This window comes from Lysobacter sp. F60174L2, assembly GCF_052547135.1.
Genome location: NZ_JBQWRA010000005.1, coordinates 15,483 through 31,706 on the forward strand (window position 1 = coordinate 15,483; position 16,224 = coordinate 31,706).

13 protein-coding genes are annotated in these 16,224 nt (G+C 65.1%); 8 read left to right on the forward strand and 5 right to left on the reverse strand.

From position 1 onward, the window contains the following. The first annotated feature begins 67 nt into the window (after positions 1–67). Positions 68–1,285 carry a cell division protein FtsZ gene (ftsZ, locus tag ACT9AS_RS13200; protein ID WP_445100621.1) on the forward strand — a complete coding sequence of 406 codons (1,218 nt, stop codon included), beginning with the start codon at positions 68–70 and terminating at the stop codon, positions 1,283–1,285. Between the two features lie 228 nt (positions 1,286–1,513). Next, positions 1,514–2,425 (forward strand): UDP-3-O-acyl-N-acetylglucosamine deacetylase, encoded by a 912-nt coding sequence (lpxC, locus tag ACT9AS_RS13205; protein WP_445100622.1) that lies wholly within the window; start codon positions 1,514–1,516, stop codon positions 2,423–2,425. 204 nt (positions 2,426–2,629) lie between these two features. Here the strand turns inward: lpxC and ACT9AS_RS13210 are convergent, their stop codons facing one another. Further along, entirely contained in the window at positions 2,630–3,079 is a 450-nt protein-coding gene (locus ACT9AS_RS13210) for a DciA family protein (protein ID WP_445100623.1), read from the reverse strand. Between the two features lie 7 nt (positions 3,080–3,086). Between ACT9AS_RS13210 and ACT9AS_RS13215 the strand changes: the two genes are divergently transcribed. The 3 genes from ACT9AS_RS13215 (at position 3,087) to ACT9AS_RS13225 (ending at position 7,977) form a co-directional block, all read left to right on the forward strand. Beyond that, positions 3,087–4,007: a peptidoglycan DD-metalloendopeptidase family protein gene (locus ACT9AS_RS13215; protein ID WP_445100624.1), complete on the forward strand. Its 921-nt coding sequence runs from the start codon at positions 3,087–3,089 to the stop codon at positions 4,005–4,007. Between the two features lie 163 nt (positions 4,008–4,170). After that, entirely contained in the window at positions 4,171–6,903 is a 2,733-nt protein-coding gene (gene secA, locus ACT9AS_RS13220) for a preprotein translocase subunit SecA (protein WP_445100625.1), read from the forward strand. 123 nt (positions 6,904–7,026) lie between these two features. Then, positions 7,027–7,977 (forward strand): Nudix family hydrolase, encoded by a 951-nt coding sequence (locus ACT9AS_RS13225; protein WP_445100626.1) that lies wholly within the window; start codon positions 7,027–7,029, stop codon positions 7,975–7,977. Positions 7,978–8,133: 156 nt separating this feature from the next. Here ACT9AS_RS13225 and coaE read toward each other — a convergent pair whose 3' ends face one another. The 4 genes from coaE to pilB all read right to left on the reverse strand — a co-directional run bounded on the left by coaE (position 8,134) and on the right by pilB (position 12,848). Beyond that, positions 8,134–8,766, reverse strand: coding sequence for a dephospho-CoA kinase (coaE, locus tag ACT9AS_RS13230; RefSeq protein WP_445100627.1), 633 nt, complete (start codon positions 8,764–8,766; stop codon positions 8,134–8,136). 160 nt (positions 8,767–8,926) lie between these two features. Then, complete coding sequence (locus ACT9AS_RS13235) at positions 8,927–9,790, reverse strand: prepilin peptidase (protein ID WP_445100628.1); 864 nt, start codon at positions 9,788–9,790, stop codon at positions 8,927–8,929. Positions 9,791–9,799: 9 nt separating this feature from the next. After that, entirely contained in the window at positions 9,800–11,065 is a 1,266-nt protein-coding gene (locus ACT9AS_RS13240) for a type II secretion system F family protein (protein WP_445100629.1), read from the reverse strand. A gap of 55 nt (positions 11,066–11,120) precedes the next feature. Beyond that, positions 11,121–12,848 (reverse strand): type IV-A pilus assembly ATPase PilB, encoded by a 1,728-nt coding sequence (pilB, locus tag ACT9AS_RS13245; RefSeq protein ID WP_445100630.1) that lies wholly within the window; start codon positions 12,846–12,848, stop codon positions 11,121–11,123. 132 nt (positions 12,849–12,980) lie between these two features. Between pilB and ACT9AS_RS13250 the strand changes: the two genes are divergently transcribed. Genes ACT9AS_RS13250 through ACT9AS_RS13260 form a run of 3 tightly spaced genes read left to right on the forward strand, consistent with a single transcriptional unit; the run spans position 12,981 to position 15,949 of the window. After that, complete coding sequence (locus tag ACT9AS_RS13250; protein WP_445100631.1) at positions 12,981–13,865, forward strand: glycosyltransferase; 885 nt, start codon at positions 12,981–12,983, stop codon at positions 13,863–13,865. Positions 13,866–13,907: 42 nt separating this feature from the next. Continuing rightward, the gene (locus ACT9AS_RS13255) at positions 13,908–15,047 is read left to right on the forward strand and encodes a glycosyltransferase (protein WP_445100632.1); all 1,140 of its coding nucleotides are present in this window, start codon (positions 13,908–13,910) and stop codon (positions 15,045–15,047) included. A gap of 38 nt (positions 15,048–15,085) precedes the next feature. Beyond that, positions 15,086–15,949 (forward strand): hypothetical protein, encoded by an 864-nt coding sequence (locus tag ACT9AS_RS13260; protein ID WP_445100633.1) that lies wholly within the window; start codon positions 15,086–15,088, stop codon positions 15,947–15,949. Positions 15,950–16,224 lie beyond the last annotated feature (275 nt).

A 16,224-nucleotide genomic window follows, 5' to 3' on the forward strand; every position in this document is an offset into this window, starting at 1 on the left:
GCGTTCCCCCGGCAACACCGCACGCAACACACCAGCTCCATATAACTAGACATACGAGGACACGGACATGGCGCACTTTGAACTGGTAGAAAACATGGCCCCCAACGCGATCATCAAGGTGATCGGCGTCGGTGGCGGCGGCGGCAACGCGGTCGCCCACATGGTCAGCGGCAACGTCGACGGGGTGGAATTCATCACCGCCAACACCGACTCGCAGGCGATCAAGAACTGCGGCGCCAAGCTGCAGCTGCAGCTCGGCAGCAACGTCACCAAGGGCCTGGGCGCGGGCGCAAACCCGGAAGTCGGCCGCCAGGCCGCGCTGGAGGACCGCGAGCGCCTGATGGACGCGATGCAGGGCGCCGACATGGTGTTCATCACCGCCGGCATGGGCGGCGGCACCGGCACCGGCGCGGCGCCGGTGGTGGCACAGCTGGCCAAGGAGATGGGCATCCTGACCGTGGCCGTCGTCACCAAGCCGTTCCCGTTCGAGGGCCGCCGGCGCATGCAGGTCGCGCTCAAGGGCATCGAGGAACTGAGCCACCACTGCGATTCGCTGATCACGATCCCCAACGAGAAGCTGATCACCGTGCTCGGTCGCAACGCGACGATGGTGCAGGCGTTCCGCGCCGCCAACGACGTGCTGCTCGGCGCGGTGCAGGGCATCGCCGACCTGATCGTGCGGCCGGGCCTGATCAACGTCGACTTCGCCGACGTGCGCACCGTCATGTCCGAGATGGGCCTGGCGATGATGGGCAGCGGCGCCGCCCGCGGCGACGACCGCGCCCAGGCCGCGGCCGAGGCGGCGGTGCAGAACCCGCTGCTGGACGACATCAACCTGTCCGGCGCCAACGGCATCCTGGTCAACATCACCGCCGGCCCGGACTTCACCATGGCCGAGTTCGACGAGGTCGGCCGCACCGTCGAGGCGTTCGCCTCGGAGGACGCGACCGTCGTCATCGGCACCGTGCTCGACCCGGACATGCAGGACGAGGTCAAGGTCACCGTGGTCGCCACCGGCCTGAACCGCGCGGTCGCCCGCCAGGGTCGCCCGAACGACCAGGTCAACCGCGCGCCGATCCAGCTGGTCCGCGACGGCACCACCGGCCAGCCGATGTTCCCGGCCGAGGACGCGGTCGCCGCGCCGATGCCGAGCTTTGGCGGCAGCCTGCGTGGCAGTGCCGGTCGCTCGGACGCACCGGCAGCGGCGCCTGCCGCGGCCGCGGCGGACTTCGGCAACGACAGCTACCTGGACATCCCGGCGTTCCTGCGTCGCCAGGCCGACTGAATGACCTGACCTGTCTGATCTGATCCGCTGTAAAAACCGTGTCCAAGTTTGGTCCCGGGGCCCCCATGCCCGGGGCAATTTGACCGGTCGGCCGCCCTGGCGGTTGGCCGACCGGTCGTTTCTCCCCGATTTCCGCGTTCCCCGACGTTCTTCACACCTCTTTCCAGTCGGGTTCAGCACGTTGGGTGTTAATCTTTCCGCCCTAAAACCAAGGCCCGCCCCGATCCGATGCTGCGCCAGCGCACCCTCAAGAACGTGATCCGCGCCACCGGCGTGGGCCTGCACAGTGGCGAGAAGGTCTTCCTGACGCTGCGCCCGGCCCCGGTCGATGCCGGCATCCTGTTCCGCCGCGTCGACCTCGACCCGGTGGTGGAGATTCCCGCGCGCGCCGACCTGGTCACCGAGACCGTGCTGTGCACCGGCCTCAGCCAGGGCGCCGGCAAGGTCATGACGGTCGAACACCTGCTGTCGGCGCTCGCCGGCCTGGGCATCGACAACTGCTATATCGACCTGTCCGCCCCCGAAGTCCCGATCATGGACGGTTCGGCGGGTCCGTTCGTGTTCCTGCTGCAGTCGGCCGGCGTGGCCGAGCAGGAAGCGCCCAAGCGCTTCATCCGCATCAAACACCCGGTCGAGGTCCGCGACGGCGATAAAGTGGCCCGCTTCGAGCCCTACGACGGCTTCCGGCTCGGCTTCACCGTGGTGTTCAACCACCCGGCGATCCCCGAGACCCAGTCGCGCGCGGAGGTCGAGTTCTCGACCGCCAACTACATCAAGGAAGTCAGCCGCGCCCGCACGTTCGGCTTCATGCACGACCTGGAATACATGCGCGAGCGCAACCTCGGCCTCGGCGGGTCGATGGACAACGCGATCGTGCTCGACGAGTTCCGCGTGCTGAACGAGGACGGCCTGCGCTACGCCGACGAGTTCGTCCGCCACAAGATCCTCGACGCGGTCGGCGACCTCTACCTCGCCGGCCACGCCATCATCGGCGCCTACGAGGGCCACAAGTCCGGCCACGCCCTCAACAACAAGCTGGTCCGCGCGCTGTTGGCCGAGCAGTCGGCCTGGGACATCGTCAGTTACACCGGCGAAGATGCGCCGGTCCCGGTGGCCTACAGCCAGCCCGCAGCGGTCTGACGCCAAAAAAAGACGCCCGGTTCGGTCCCCGGGTGCGCCCCGTCACGGATGTGAATACCCCGTGACGTGATAACGATAAATTAACAAAACCCTTCTCGTTTCTTAACAAGCGAGGGGGTTTTGCGTTTTAGGATGCCCCGTCGATGATCACCCGGTCTTCACGGCACGAAGCGTGCCAAGGGGCGGACAGCCACCCACCGGGTTTCATCTGGTGTCGTCGGAGCCAGGCTTCCTGTCGGGTTTCAGCGACGCCAGCGCGGCCTGCAGGGCTTCCTTAGCAGCCGGCGACATGGTCACGGTTTTCCGGGGCGCCTGCAGGGGCGGCGCGTCCGGAACGAGGCTCGTCTTGACGACGAACTCGGCCGCGGCCAACCCGATGGATCGGGCGGCATCGAGCAGTTCCGGCGCGAGCAGGCGCAGTTTTGCCCGCCACACCGGAGCGTCGACAACAAATACGAGCCTGCCGCGCTCGTAGTTCGCCAGTCGCGCATGCGCGGCGAGCGGGGACGGCAGGAGGGGGCGTAACCGACGGTCCAGCTCGTCGAGCCACATGGCACGGCGGATCGGGTCGCCAGCGGGCTCCGCCAGCAGCGCATCGAGCGCGGCGGTGGGGGTCGAGGGACGGCGCGGTGGGTTGGATCTGGAATCAGACATCGGACATATGACCTTTAACGACATCCTAAACAAATCGCGCGACATGCTGGCCACCCAGGCGAGGAATGTCGGCCAGGCGCTGGTCCACCACGGCATGCAGCGCCCCGGCGTGGCCGCGGCCCTGCTGCTGGGCGGCGGGCTGGCGACCGGCGTCGGCGGCGGCATCGCCGGCAACATGGCGCTGCGCGCGCAGGTCGAGCACCAGCAGGCGCAGATCGAGAGCACCCGGGCCGATGCGCAGCGCGAGATCAATGCGCTGGCTGCCCGCCTTGGCGAGTTGCAGGCCGAGGCCAACCGCCTCAATGCGCTCGGTGAGCGACTGACCCGGATCGGCCAGTTGCAGGACGGCGAGTTCGACTTCAACAAGCCGGTCGGCATCGGCGGCACCGGCATCGTCGAGGACATGCCCAAGGCCGAGCTCGACAGCGGGCTGGCCCAGCTCGACGCGCAGTTCAAGGCGTCAGGCGAGCAGCTCGGCGTGCTGGAATCGCTGCTGTTCAACCGCCAGCTGGACATGAATTCGGTGCCGTCGCGTGAGCCGATCCACAGCTACATCACCTCCGGTTTCGGCAGCCGTGCCGATCCGATCCGCGGTGGCCGCGCCTACCACAAGGGCATCGATTTCGAAGCCGACGTCGGTGATCCGGTGATGGCCGTCGCCGATGGCGTGGTCAGCTTCTCCGGTCGTCGCTCGGGCTACGGCAACGTGATCGAGATCGACCACGGCAATGGCTACGTGACCCGCTACGCGCACAACTCGCGGCTGGAGCGCAAGGTCGGCTCGCTGGTCCGCGCCGGGCAGGAGATCGCCAAGGCGGGGTCGACCGGCCGTTCGACCGGCGCCCACGTGCACTTCGAGGTGTGGAAGAACGGCGTGGCGGTCAACCCGAACAAGTTCCTGCAGCAGCAGTCGCCCCTGCGCGGCTGAGCGCCTGGGGGCGTGGCGGGCCCGGGTGGGCGCCCTTGATGGGCGCAGGCCCTTGATAGGCACCGCGGCGACCCCCACGCTAGAATGATCGTTTCGCCATAACGGGGCGCCTGGCGCCCCGTTTTCGTTGGCGACCGCTTTCGGACTCCTTTTCGGACCGCACATGCTCAACAACCTGCTTACCAGCGTCTTCGGCAGCCGCAACGACCGCCTGCTCCGTCAACTGCAACGCTCCGTCACCAGGATCAACGCGCTCGAGCCGGAGATGCAGAAGCTCAGCGACACCGAGCTGCAGGCCAAGACGCCCGAACTGCAGCAGCGCCTGAAAGACGGCGAGTCCCTCGACAAGCTGTTGCCGGAAGCCTTCGCGGTCTGCCGCGAGGCCAGCGTCCGGGTGCTGGGCATGCGCCACTACGACGTCCAGCTGATCGGCGGCATGGTCCTGCACCTGGGCAAGATCGCCGAGATGCGCACCGGTGAGGGCAAGACCCTGGTCGGCACCCTGCCGGTCTACCTCAACGCGTTGACCGGCGACGGCGTCCATGTCGTCACCGTCAACGACTACCTGGCCCGGCGCGACTCGGCCTGGATGGGTCGCCTGTACAACTGGCTGGGGCTGTCGGTCGGGGTGGTCTACCCGGGCATGCCGCATTCGGACAAGGCCGCGGCCTACAACGCCGACATCACCTATGGCACCAACAACGAGTTCGGCTTCGACTACCTGCGCGACAACATGGCGCTGTCGAAGGAGGACCGCCACCAGCGCGGGCTCAACTACGCGATCGTCGACGAGGTCGACTCGATCCTGATCGACGAGGCCCGCACCCCGCTGATCATCTCCGGCCCGGCCGACGATTCGCCGGAGCTGTACATCAAGGTCAACCGGCTGGTGCCGTCGCTGGTCAGGCAGGAGACCGAGGAAGGCGAGGGCGACTACTGGGTCGACGAGAAGGGCAAGCAGGTGCACTTGTCCGAGGACGGCCAGGAGCACGCCGAGCGCCTGCTGCGCGAGGCCGGGATCATCAGCGGTGAAGACGAGGAGGGCCTCTACAGCCCACAGAACCTCAGCGTCGTGCACCACCTCAACGCCGCGATGCGCGCGCATGCGATCTACCAGCGCGACGTCGACTACATCGTCCGCGACGGCGAGGTGGTGATCGTCGACGAATTCACCGGCCGCACCCTGGCCGGGCGCCGCTGGTCCGACGGCCTGCACCAGGCGGTCGAGGCCAAGGAGGGCGTGCCGGTCCAGCGCGAGAACCAGACGCTGGCCAGCATCACCTTCCAGAACCTGTTCCGGATGTACAACAAGCTGGCCGGCATGACCGGCACGGCCGACACCGAGGCGTTCGAGTTCCAGAGCATCTACAACCTGGAAGTGGTGGTGATCCCGCCCAACCGCCCGGTGCAGCGCAAGGACAGCCCGGACGCGGTGTTCCTCAACCGCGCCGGCAAGTATCGTGCTGTGCTGGCCGAGATCAAGGAAGCCAACGCCAAGGGCCAGCCGGTGCTGGTCGGCACCACCTCGATCGAGGTCTCGGAGATGCTCTCCGAGCAGCTGCGCGAGGCCGGTATCCACCACGAGGTGCTCAACGCCAAGCAGCACGAACGCGAGGCGGTGATCATCGCCCAGGCCGGTCGTCCGGGCGCGATCACCATTGCCACCAACATGGCCGGCCGCGGCACCGACATCGTGCTGGGTGGCTCGTGGGAAAACGAGATCGAGCAGCTCGAGGCCGCCAGCGGCGAGCCAGTCGACGAGGCCACGCGCGAGCGCCTGAAGGCCGAATGGCGCGAGCGCCACGAAGCGGTCAAGGCCGCCGGTGGCCTGCACATCGTCGGCACCGAGCGCCACGAGTCGCGCCGCATCGACAACCAGCTGCGCGGCCGCGCCGGTCGCCAGGGCGACCCCGGTTCCTCGCGCTTCTACCTGTCGCTCGAAGACAACCTGATGCGCATCTTCGCCGCCGACTGGGTGCAGCGGGTCATGGCGAAGATGGGCCTGAAGGAAGACGACATCATCGAAAGCCCGCTGGTGACCAAGCAGATCGCCGGCGCGCAACGCAAGGTCGAGGCCCACAACTTCGACATCCGCAAGAACCTGCTGGACTTCGACGACGTCAACAACGACCAGCGCAAGGTCATCTACACCCAGCGCGACGAGCTGCTGGAGGCCGAGGACGTCAAGGACAACATCGACAGCATCCGCGAGGACGTCGTCGCCGACACCGTCGCCCGCTTCGTGCCGCCGGGCTCGATCGACGAGCAGTGGGACCTGCCGGCCCTGCAGGCCGCGCTGGCCCAGGACTTCGGCGTGCAGGTGGACCTGCAGGCGCTGGTCCGCGACAGCAGGGAGATCGACGCCGAGGGCATCGCCGAGCACGTCGAGGCCGAGGTGGCCCGGCACGTCGCCGCGCGCGAGGAGCAGATCGGCGCCGAAACCATGCGGATGCTCGAAAAGCACATCATGCTCAACGTGCTCGACCAGAGCTGGAAGGAGCACCTGGCCAAGATGGACTACCTGCGCCAGGGCATCCACCTGCGCGGCTACGCCCAGAAGCAGCCCAAGCAGGAATACAAGTCCGAGGCGTTCCGGCTGTTCAGCGACATGCTGGAGAAGGTCAAGCTGGAAGTGGTGACCCTGCTGGCGCGCGTGCGCATCCGCAGCGAGGAGGAGATCACCGCACTGGAAGCGCAGGAGCGCGCGCAGGCCGAAGCGCGTGCCCGGCAGATGCAGTTCCAGCACGCCTCCGCTGGCGGCCTCGGGGCCGACGAAGAGGCCGAGCAGGCCGGCGCCGATCGGGCCAACCAGGCCTTCGCCAACGTCGGTCGCAACGATCCGTGTCCTTGCGGCAGCGGCAAGAAGTACAAGCACTGCCATGGGCAGCTGGCCTGAAGAGCGCCCTCATCCGCCCTTCGGGCACCTTCTCCCGCGAGCGGGAGAAGGGAAGGCGGCCTGCATCGCTTCTGGCTCCCTCTCCCGCTTGCGGGAGAGGGCTGGGGTGAGGGCAGTCCCCCGGTGAGCGATGGCCCATCACGAATAGTCGAAGTCGTCGCCGGCGTCATCCGTGACGCCCGCGGCCGCGTTCTGTTGGCCCGTCGCACCGAGGGCCGCGACCTCGCCGGCCTGTGGGAATTCCCCGGCGGCAAGCGCGAGCCGGGCGAGTCGCCGGAAGCCGCGCTTGCCCGCGAGCTCCACGAGGAACTGGGCATCACCGTCGAGATCGGCGCGCCGCTGATCAACGTCCCCCAGGCCTATCCCGACAAACGCCTGCGACTGGACGTGCGCGTGATCCGGGACTGGCACGGTCCCGCCCGCGGGCGCGAAGGCCAGGCGCTGGCCTGGGTGCCGCCGCAGAAGCTGGCCAGTTACTCGATGCCCCCCGCCGACCGCCCGGTGGTCGGTGCATTGCTGCAGCCTGACCGCTACCTGGTCACGCCGTCGCCCGACGACGAGAAGTCCTGGCTGGCAGCACTCGACCGCGCCCTTGCGGCAGGCGTCCGCCGGATCCATCTCCGCGCGCCGGGGATCGACCGCGACCGCTGGTCGACACTGGTCGGCCGGGCAGTGCGCCGGTGCCGCAAGGGCGGGGCCCAGGCGATGGTCAACGGCGACATCGAACTCGCCCGCGAGCACGGCGCCGGCCTGCACCTGCGCGCGGCGCAACTGGTCGGCCTGGATTCGCGTCCTGTCGCCGCCGACGTGATGCTGGCGGCCTCCTGCCATGATCTGGAGGAATTGCGTGCCGCCGAGGCGGTCGGCTGCGATTTCGCGGTGGTCGGCAACATCAAGCCAACCCCGAGCCATCCCGGCAAGGCCGGCATCGGCTGGGACGGCTTCGCGCGTCTGCGGGAACAGGTGGCGTTGCCGCTCTACGCCATCGGCGGATTGGGCCCCGACGATCTGGCCGAAGCCCGGAGCCACGGCGCGCAGGGCATCGCCGCGATCCGCAGCCTGTGGCCAGCGTGAAAACCGCGATGAACTTCCCGCGTTAGAGAAGTCCCCCGACGCCGCACGTCCCGCTTCGTTGTAGGAGTGGCGACAGCATGCTGTCGCCGGTAAGTCGCGATTTCACTGATACCCGGCTTCGCCGTGCAATCGCGACTTATGTCGCTCCTACATGGGTTAATCGCGTGTCCCCCCATCATCGGCCACCGCCAGCGCGCGGTAACGCCCATCCAACGCCCGCACATGCGCATCCAGCGCATCCAGCGGCCCGTCGTTGACGATCACGTCATCCGCCACCGCCAACCGCTGCGCGCGCGTCGCCTGCGCCGCGATCATCGATCCGGCCAACGCCGCATCCACCCCGTCCCGCCGCATCAGCCGCTCGCGCTGCACCGCTTCCGGCACGTCCACCACAAGGATCCGGGCCAGCCACGGATAGGCCGCGCGGCCTCCGCCTTCCGCCAACAGCGGGATGGCGGCGATTGCATACGGCCCGCCGGCGGCCGCGCACAGCGCATGCAGCCGCGTCCGCACCCGCGGATGGATGATCGACTCCAGCTCGGCGCGCGCCGCGGCATCGGCGAACACCCGTCTGCGCATCGCCGCCCGGTCAAGGTTGCCGTCGTCTGCCAGCACTTCGCGGCCAAACACCCGGACCACCTCGGCGAGCCCGTCCGAACCCGCCGCAACCGCCTCCCGCGCGGCCAGGTCGGCATCGGCCACCGCCACGCCCAGCACCTCGAAGCGCCGGGTGACCGTGCTCTTGCCCGAGGCCACCCCGCCCGTAACACCGATGATGTATCCGCTCATGCCGCGCAGGATGCCACGTCAGCGCACCGGGACCACCGGTCCAAATGTAGGAGCGACGTAAGTCGCGACAGCACGACGCAACCGGGACTCCCCGCAATCGCGACTCACGTCGCTCCTACACGAGGCCAACGCAGCACGCAGACCCAGCCGGAACGCGCCCTCAGCCCAGCCCCGAATACCGCATGTAGCCGTCCACCATCCGGTCGCCCCAGAAGAACGCGATCCAGCCCGCAACCGCCAGATACGGGCCGAACGGAATCGGGGTGGCGCGGTCGCGGCCCTTCATCGCCAGCCAGATCGAGCCGATCACCGCGCCCACCAGCGACGACAGCAGCACCGTCGGCAGGATGCCGTTCAAGCCGGTCCAGGCGCCGATGGCGGCCAGCAGCTTGAAATCACCGTGGCCCATGCCTTCCTTGCCCGTGACCTGCTTGAACACCCACCAGACCACCCACAGCGCCAGGTAACCGGCAATCGCACCCAGCAGCGCCGGCTTGACCGGCATGTACAGGTTGTCGGCCGCGGCGATCAGGCCCAGCCACATCAACGGCAACGTGAGTTGGTCGGGCAGCAACTGGGTCCTCAGGTCGATCCCCGACAGCGAGATCAGGAAGCCGGTGAATACCATCGCCCCGAAGCCCTGCCAGCCGAAGCCGAAGCGCCACACGCAGGCGACCATCAGCACCGCGGTCAGCAGCTCCACGAGCGGGTACTGCGGCGAGATCGGCGCCTTGCAGTTGCGGCACTTGCCGCGCAGCGCCAGCCAGCTGAACACCGGGATGTTCTCGTACCAGCTGAGCTGGTGCTTGCAGTGGAGGCAATGCGACCGCTCCACCACGATGCCGGGAGGCGGCGGATCGTAGTCGTCCGGCTCGCCCAGCACCTCGCGGCTGTCGCGTTTCCACTCCCACTCCAGCCGCTTGGGCAGGCGCAGGATCACCACGTTGAGGAAGCTGCCCAGCAGCAGGCCGAAACCGGCGACGAGCGGGTAGCCGATTTCGGGATTCTGATCGAGGAATGCCATCCGGGGAGCTTAGCCGACGGTCGCCGCGAGCTTGAAGATCGGCAGGTACATCGCCACCACCATGCCGCCGACGATCACGCCCAGGAACACCATGATCAACGGTTCCAGCAGGCTCGACAGCGCATCCACCGCGTTGTTGACCTCCTGCTCGTAGAACTCGGCGACCTTGAACAGCATGGTGTCGAGTGCGCCGGCCTCTTCGCCGATGGCGGTCATCTGCACGACCATGTGCGGGAACATGTTGGTCTGCTTCATCGCCATGTTGACCGGGTAGCCGACCGCGACGTCGTCACGCACGCGGAATACCGCCTTCTCGTAGACCGTGTTGCCAGTGGCGCCAGCCACCGTGTCCAGCGCTTCCACCAGTGGCACGCCGGCCTTGAAGGTCACCGCCAGGGTGCGCGAGAACCGTGCGATCGCCGAGTTGTGCATGATCTGGCCGATCACCGGCACCTTGAGGATCAGCCGGTCAAGGAAGTGTGCGAATGCCGGCGAGCGGTTCTTGGTCATGATGAAGGCCACGCCCGTGCCGACGACCGCCAGCAACACCGCCCACCAGTAGCTGACCATGAAGTCGCTGAGGTTGACCACCATCTTGGTGAACGCCGGAAGCTCGGCGCCGAATCCTTCGAAGACCGATTCGAACTGCGGGATAACGAACACCAGCAGGATCGAGCTCACAAGCAGCGCCACCGCGACAACGGCCGCCGGGTAGAACAGCGCCTTCTTGATCTTGCCCTTCAGCGCTTCGAGGTTTTCCTTGTAGGTGGCGACAGTGTCGAGCACGGTCTCGAGCACACCGGCCGATTCACCCGCACGGACCAGGTTGCGGTACAGCTCGTCGAACTGGACCGGATGCTTGCTGATCGCCTCGCTGAGCGACGATCCGTTCTCGACATCCGAACGGACCGCGTTGACCAGCTGCTGCATCTTGGGATTCTTGTTGCCGCTGCCGATGATCTCCAGCGCACCGACGATCGGCACGCCGGCCTTCATCATCGTCGCGATCTGGCGGCTGAAAATGGCGATGTCGAGCGGCGTGATGCGCTTTCCGGTCCCGCCGAACAGCGGCTTGGGCTTGGGCTTGACTGTCTTGGGGGTAATGCCCTGGCGACGCAGTTCGGCCCGCAGGAAGTTGGCGTTCTTGGCCGCCTGCTCGCCCTTCATCACGACACCGCGCTTGTCGGTGCCCTCCCATACGTAAATCGCCGTCGCTTCCGCGCGACGCACGACGGTCTTGGTGGTGCCGCTGGCGGCAGGTCGGGTCACGGCCATGACTTGAATCCTTCTGGAGCGGTAATGCAACTTGGAATGGGAGTGGACACCGGCATCAGTCCTTGGTCACGCGGTTGATCTCGGCCAGGCTGGTGATGCCGTTGCGGACCTTCAGCAGGGCCGACTGGCGCAAATCCTTCACGCCAGCCAGTTGCGCCGCCTCGGCAATCTGCATGGCATTGCCGCCGGCCAGCACGATGGTCTGGATCTCGTCGCTCATCGGCATCACCTGGTAGATGCCGGTGCGGCCCTTGTAGCCCTCGGTGCAATCGGAGCAGCCGACCGCCTCGTAGAGCTTGAACGCGGGATCGGCGATTTCCTCGGCTGTGAAACCTTCGGCCAACAGCGCATGCTCCGGCAGCTGCACTTCCTTCTTGCAGTCATGCAGTCGCCGCGCCAGGCGCTGGGCAATCACCAGGGTCACCGACGAGGTGATGTTGAACGGGGCCACGCCCATGTTCATCAGGCGCGCGATGGTCTGCGGGGCATCGTTGGTATGCAGGGTCGACAGCACCATGTGGCCGGTCTGGGCCGCCTTGATGCCGATCTCGGCGGTCTCCAGGTCGCGGATTTCGCCGACCATGATCACGTCCGGATCCTGTCGCAGGAAGCTGCGCAGCGCGGCGGCGAAGGTCATGCCGCGCTTGAGGTTCATCTGCACCTGGTTGATGCCGGGCACGCGGATTTCGACCGGGTCCTCGACCGTGGAGATGTTGCGGGTCTCGTCGTTGAGGATGTTGAGCGCGGTGTACAGCGAAACGGTCTTGCCCGAGCCGGTAGGCCCGGTGACCAGCACCATGCCGTAGGGCTTCTGCACGGCGGCCAGGAACAGGTCCTTCTGCTCTTCCTCGTAGCCCAGCTTCTCGATGCCGAGCTTGGCCGCACCGCCGTCGAGGATACGCAGCACGATCTTCTCGCCGAACAGGGTCGGCAGCGTGCTCATGCGGAAGTCGACCTGCTTGGTCTTGCTCAGGTTGAGCTTGATGCGGCCGTCCTGCGGTACCCGCTTCTCGGCGATGTCGAGCTGCGCCATCACCTTCAGGCGTGCGGCGATGCGCTGCTGCAGCTTGACCGGCACCTTCGCGACCTGCTTGAGCAGGCCATCGATGCGCAGGCGGACCCGGTAGTCGGTTTCGTACGGCTCGAAATGGATATCCGAGGCGCCGCGGCGGATCGCGTCGACCAGCACCTTGTTGATGAACTTGACGACGGGAGTGTCGTCGGTCTTCGGATCGACGCCGCTGTCGCCCGACAGATCGTCGTCCTTGCCGACTTCGAGGTTCTCCAGCCCTTCAGTGTCGTCGCCTACCGCGTCGCTCAATGCATCGGCGGTTTCCAGCCAGCGGTCCAAGTGGCGGCGGATGCTGTCCTCGTCGACCAGGATGGCCTCGATCGCGAGGTTGGCCTGGAACTTGATCTCGTCCAGCGCGCGGGTATTGGTGGGGTCGGCAATGCCGACGAACAGCCGGTTGCCGCGCTTGAACAGCGGCAGCACGCAATGCTTGCGCGCCAACTCCTCACTGACCAGCTTGACCGCCGACTGCGCCGGGTCCATCGCCGCGGCATCGAACAATGGCACGCCGAACTCGACCGAGTTGGCTGCAGCCAGATTGGCAGGGCTGACCAGGCGGTTGTCGGTGATGTAGGTCGCAAGCGGCTTGCGCTCGGCGGTGGCGCCAGCCATGGCCTGCCGCGCCGCCGCCTCGTCAAGAGCGCCGTCCAGCACCAGGCGCCGGGCGATGCCGGTGATTCCCACCAAGTTGGCAGTGGCTACGGAACTCATCGCGGTCCCCTGTGTTCCCGTACAGTCTTTCCCCGGGCCGACTGTACCGCAATCCCCGCCCCGCATAAGTGGTACGGCTGCACCTTTCCGCAAAGGCGCCGCTGGCCTAACCTGTGCCAAAGGGGAGGGGTGATGCGACTTTCGATAGTTCTACCGGCCAAGAACGAGGCCGCGGGTCTGGCCCGGACGCTGCCCGGCCTGCGGCAACGCTACCCGGAGGCCGAGATCATCGTGGTCGACGACGGCTCGACCGACGAGACTGCGCAGGTTGCGGCTGAACAGGGTGTTCGGGTGTTGTCGTCTCCGTACTCGATGGGCAATGGCGCGGCGATCAAGCGTGGTGCACGAGCTGCGGGCGGTGACATCCTTGTGTTCATGGATGCCGATGGCCAGCACGATCCCTCGAATATCCAATCCCTGCTGGACAAGCTGGCGGAAGGGTACGACATGGTGGTCGGTGCCCGTGATGGCTCCGGACAGGCAAACTTCCACCGGGGTTTCGCTAACGCCTTGTACAACCGTCTAGCCAGTTGGATGACCGGGCACAAGGTGGCCGATCTGACGTCCGGGTTTCGGGCTGTGCGGGCCGAAAAGTTCCGCGAGTTCCTGCATCTGCTACCGAACGGTTTCAGTTATCCCACCACCAGCACCATGGCATTCTTCCGTAGCGCCTATCCGGTGGCCTATGTGCCCATTCCAGTGGCCAAGCGGGTGGGTAACGGGAGTCACATACGACTGCTAAGGGACGGTCTCCGGTTTCTGTTGATTATTTTCAAGATTGCGACGCTGTACTCGCCGCTAAAGCTGTTTGTGCCTGTGAGCGCCGGATTCTTTGTCACCGGTCTGAGCTACTACGGCTGGACTTTCGTGACCATGGGGCGATTTACAAACATGAGTACGTTGTTGTTCAGCGCGGCAGTAATTGTATTTCTTATTGGGCTTGTGTCGGAGCAAATAACGTCCCTCACTTATACAAAGGCCGGGCAAGACTCAATGGCGCCAGTAGCGCGTGAATAGCTCTTGCCGTCGATGAGTCAACTAGGTGCGGGTGCGGCTCTCGTGAAGCAAAAGGCGCTACTTATCCTCGCGACATCTTTTCCAATGGAAGTGGATGGGAGGGAAGCGGCCGGGGCATTCGTGGCTGATTTCGCGGAAGCAATGTCCCACCACATGCCCGTGCGAGTGGTGGCGCCGGGGCGACGGGCCGGGCGTGAGAAAATAGGTAATATTGAAGTATGGCGATTCAGCTCGGGGAGTAAGCCTTTATCGCTGCTCTCGCCGATGAGGCCCTGGCACTGGATCGCAATTCTCTCCGCGCTGCGCTCGTTGAGGCGCCAGGCTTTTGCGGCATCCGCAGACGGTATGGTCCTCCATACCTTTGCGCTGTGGGTCCTTCCATCAGGCTGGGTCGCAAAGCAGCTTCAGCGTAAACATGCCATCCCGTACTCCGTTTGGGCATTGGGTAGTGACATCTGGTCGCTGGGACGCCTTCCTGTCCTGAATGGGTTTCTGAGGCGGGTGTGCGAGAGCGCATCTGAAGTCTACGCTGATGGAGTTGGCCTGGCTGCGGAAGCAGGTAGCCTTTGTGGGCGAGATTTCAGCTTTCTCCCAAGCTGTCGACGCCTCGACGGAATCCGCTCCAAGCCGGCCGCAACCACGGCTCCCTATCGTCTACTGTTCTTGGGGCGTTGGCATCCCAATAAAGGCGTCGATTTGCTGCTTGAGGCTTTGAATCTCCTCGAGGACGCTGATTGGCACCGCATTGCGGAGGTGCATATAGCGGGCGGAGGACCTATGGAAGAACTGGTTCGCGCCCAGGTCGCCCGATTGAACTCTGCCGCGCGACCCGTGCAGATAAGTGGGTATCTTGGCCGATCCGAGGCGTCGGCCGCGCTGGCGAGGGCGGATCGCCTGCTTTTGCCCTCCAGGATCGAAAGCATCCCCGTGATTTTTTCAGACGCTCTGGCGTATCGCATTCCGATCATTGCAATGCCCGTGGGTGACCTCCCCGGCCTACTGGAGCATGGGGTAGTTGCAAGGTCCGTGACAGCGGCTCACTTTGCGGAGGCCATACGCCGCGGCTGTACGCCTGAAAATGAGGCGGCCCGTGAAAGTATGGAGCGGCTCGCCAACATATTTAATGTAGAAAAAAGTGCAGCGCGCGTCTTCCTGGATGTATCTAACAGGTCGCGGAAGTGAAGAGTTCACGAGTGGCTGTCATGGCAGGGAAGTGCGTATTGCTTCTGTTGACTATAGCGTCCTGCGTATATTTTCTTCGAAAACTAACGTTTTCTTCTGATTTGCTGTTTCCGATGCTCTTTGAGCTGCAGCCTGGATGGTTAGCTTTGTCGCTTTTGGCCGGAGTGGTGCACATTCTGGTTCTGGGATGGATTCTTTCTTTGCTGCTAGGTCGGCCGGCAATCTCGCGCACTGTCGCGATTTTCATGGCAAGCCAGATGCTAAAGTATGTGCCCGGTCGAGTGTGGGGGCTTGCGGCACAGAAAGCGCTGCTGGGCGATGAGGCGACATTAAAAGGGGTTGTTGGCGCAAATATCGTACTGGCTGGGATAGTGGTAGGCTCTCACGTCATGGGCTCGATTTCAGCGTGGGTATGGATGAACTTTGGACCCTGGCTTCTGCCCGCGGTGATCGCGGGAGGCGCTGCGTTGATTTCGCTCGCAGCACTCGTTCTGCGTTTGCTGGCAGGGTTCAGTTCGTGGCAATGGATGGCCGTGTGGAAGAAGCCCGCTATTACGCGCGTGATGATTATTGGATGCGTTTTTGCATCTGTTAGCGCTGCGGCTGCTTGGATAATGTTGCTTCGCGGCGCGGTGGGGTACGACTGGGAGCGGAGCTTGAGTCTTTATGTTTCAAGTAGCCTCTCGGTAATTGCCGGATTTTTTTCCCTGTTACCGGCAGGCCTAGGAACAAGAGAGGCGGCACTGATCTGGCTGGAGGGGCTGGTCCCGGGTATTGCGCCATCCGAAATCACGGCCTATGCTTTTGTCAGCCGCATGTGGTTGTTGGGCCTAGATGCAATTTGCGCGACAATCGGAATCTCGTGGTTGGCGTACCGAAAGGTATCTGGTCCCGACCGGTGAAGGTGTTGGTAGTCGCCAATCACCAACCGCCATCTCGAATGCCTTTTCCCAGGTTGACGCCGGTGCTTTCCTTATGGGCCAGATAAAAATGGCATGGTATGTCACGGCGTCTGCTGTACTTCGATGGGTGCCGCACCCCCGTTGGCGTGCCTGGATTATTCGCCTGCTGGGCGCAGAAGTTGGCAAAGGGGTCCGGGTTCATTCCTGCAAGTTTATGAACCACGAGCTGGGTTTATCCAACCTTTCTATTGGTGACGGGGTATATCTGGGGCCGG

Excerpts from the sequence above, each read along its gene's own strand:
- ftsZ (WP_445100621.1), top strand. The coding sequence starts at position 68 with ATGGCGCACTTTGAACTGGTAGAAAACATGGCCCCCAACGCGATCATC.
- lpxC (WP_445100622.1), top strand. The coding sequence starts at position 1,514 with ATGCTGCGCCAGCGCACCCTCAAGAACGTGATCCGCGCCACCGGCGTG.
- ACT9AS_RS13210 (WP_445100623.1), bottom strand. The coding sequence starts at position 3,079 with ATGTCTGATTCCAGATCCAACCCACCGCGCCGTCCCTCGACCCCCACC.
- ACT9AS_RS13215 (WP_445100624.1), top strand. The coding sequence starts at position 3,087 with ATGACCTTTAACGACATCCTAAACAAATCGCGCGACATGCTGGCCACC.
- secA (WP_445100625.1), top strand. The coding sequence starts at position 4,171 with ATGCTCAACAACCTGCTTACCAGCGTCTTCGGCAGCCGCAACGACCGC.
- coaE (WP_445100627.1), bottom strand. The coding sequence starts at position 8,766 with ATGAGCGGATACATCATCGGTGTTACGGGCGGGGTGGCCTCGGGCAAG.
- ACT9AS_RS13235 (WP_445100628.1), bottom strand. The coding sequence starts at position 9,790 with ATGGCATTCCTCGATCAGAATCCCGAAATCGGCTACCCGCTCGTCGCC.
- ACT9AS_RS13240 (WP_445100629.1), bottom strand. The coding sequence starts at position 11,065 with ATGGCCGTGACCCGACCTGCCGCCAGCGGCACCACCAAGACCGTCGTG.
- pilB (WP_445100630.1), bottom strand. The coding sequence starts at position 12,848 with ATGAGTTCCGTAGCCACTGCCAACTTGGTGGGAATCACCGGCATCGCC.
- ACT9AS_RS13250 (WP_445100631.1), top strand. The coding sequence starts at position 12,981 with ATGCGACTTTCGATAGTTCTACCGGCCAAGAACGAGGCCGCGGGTCTG.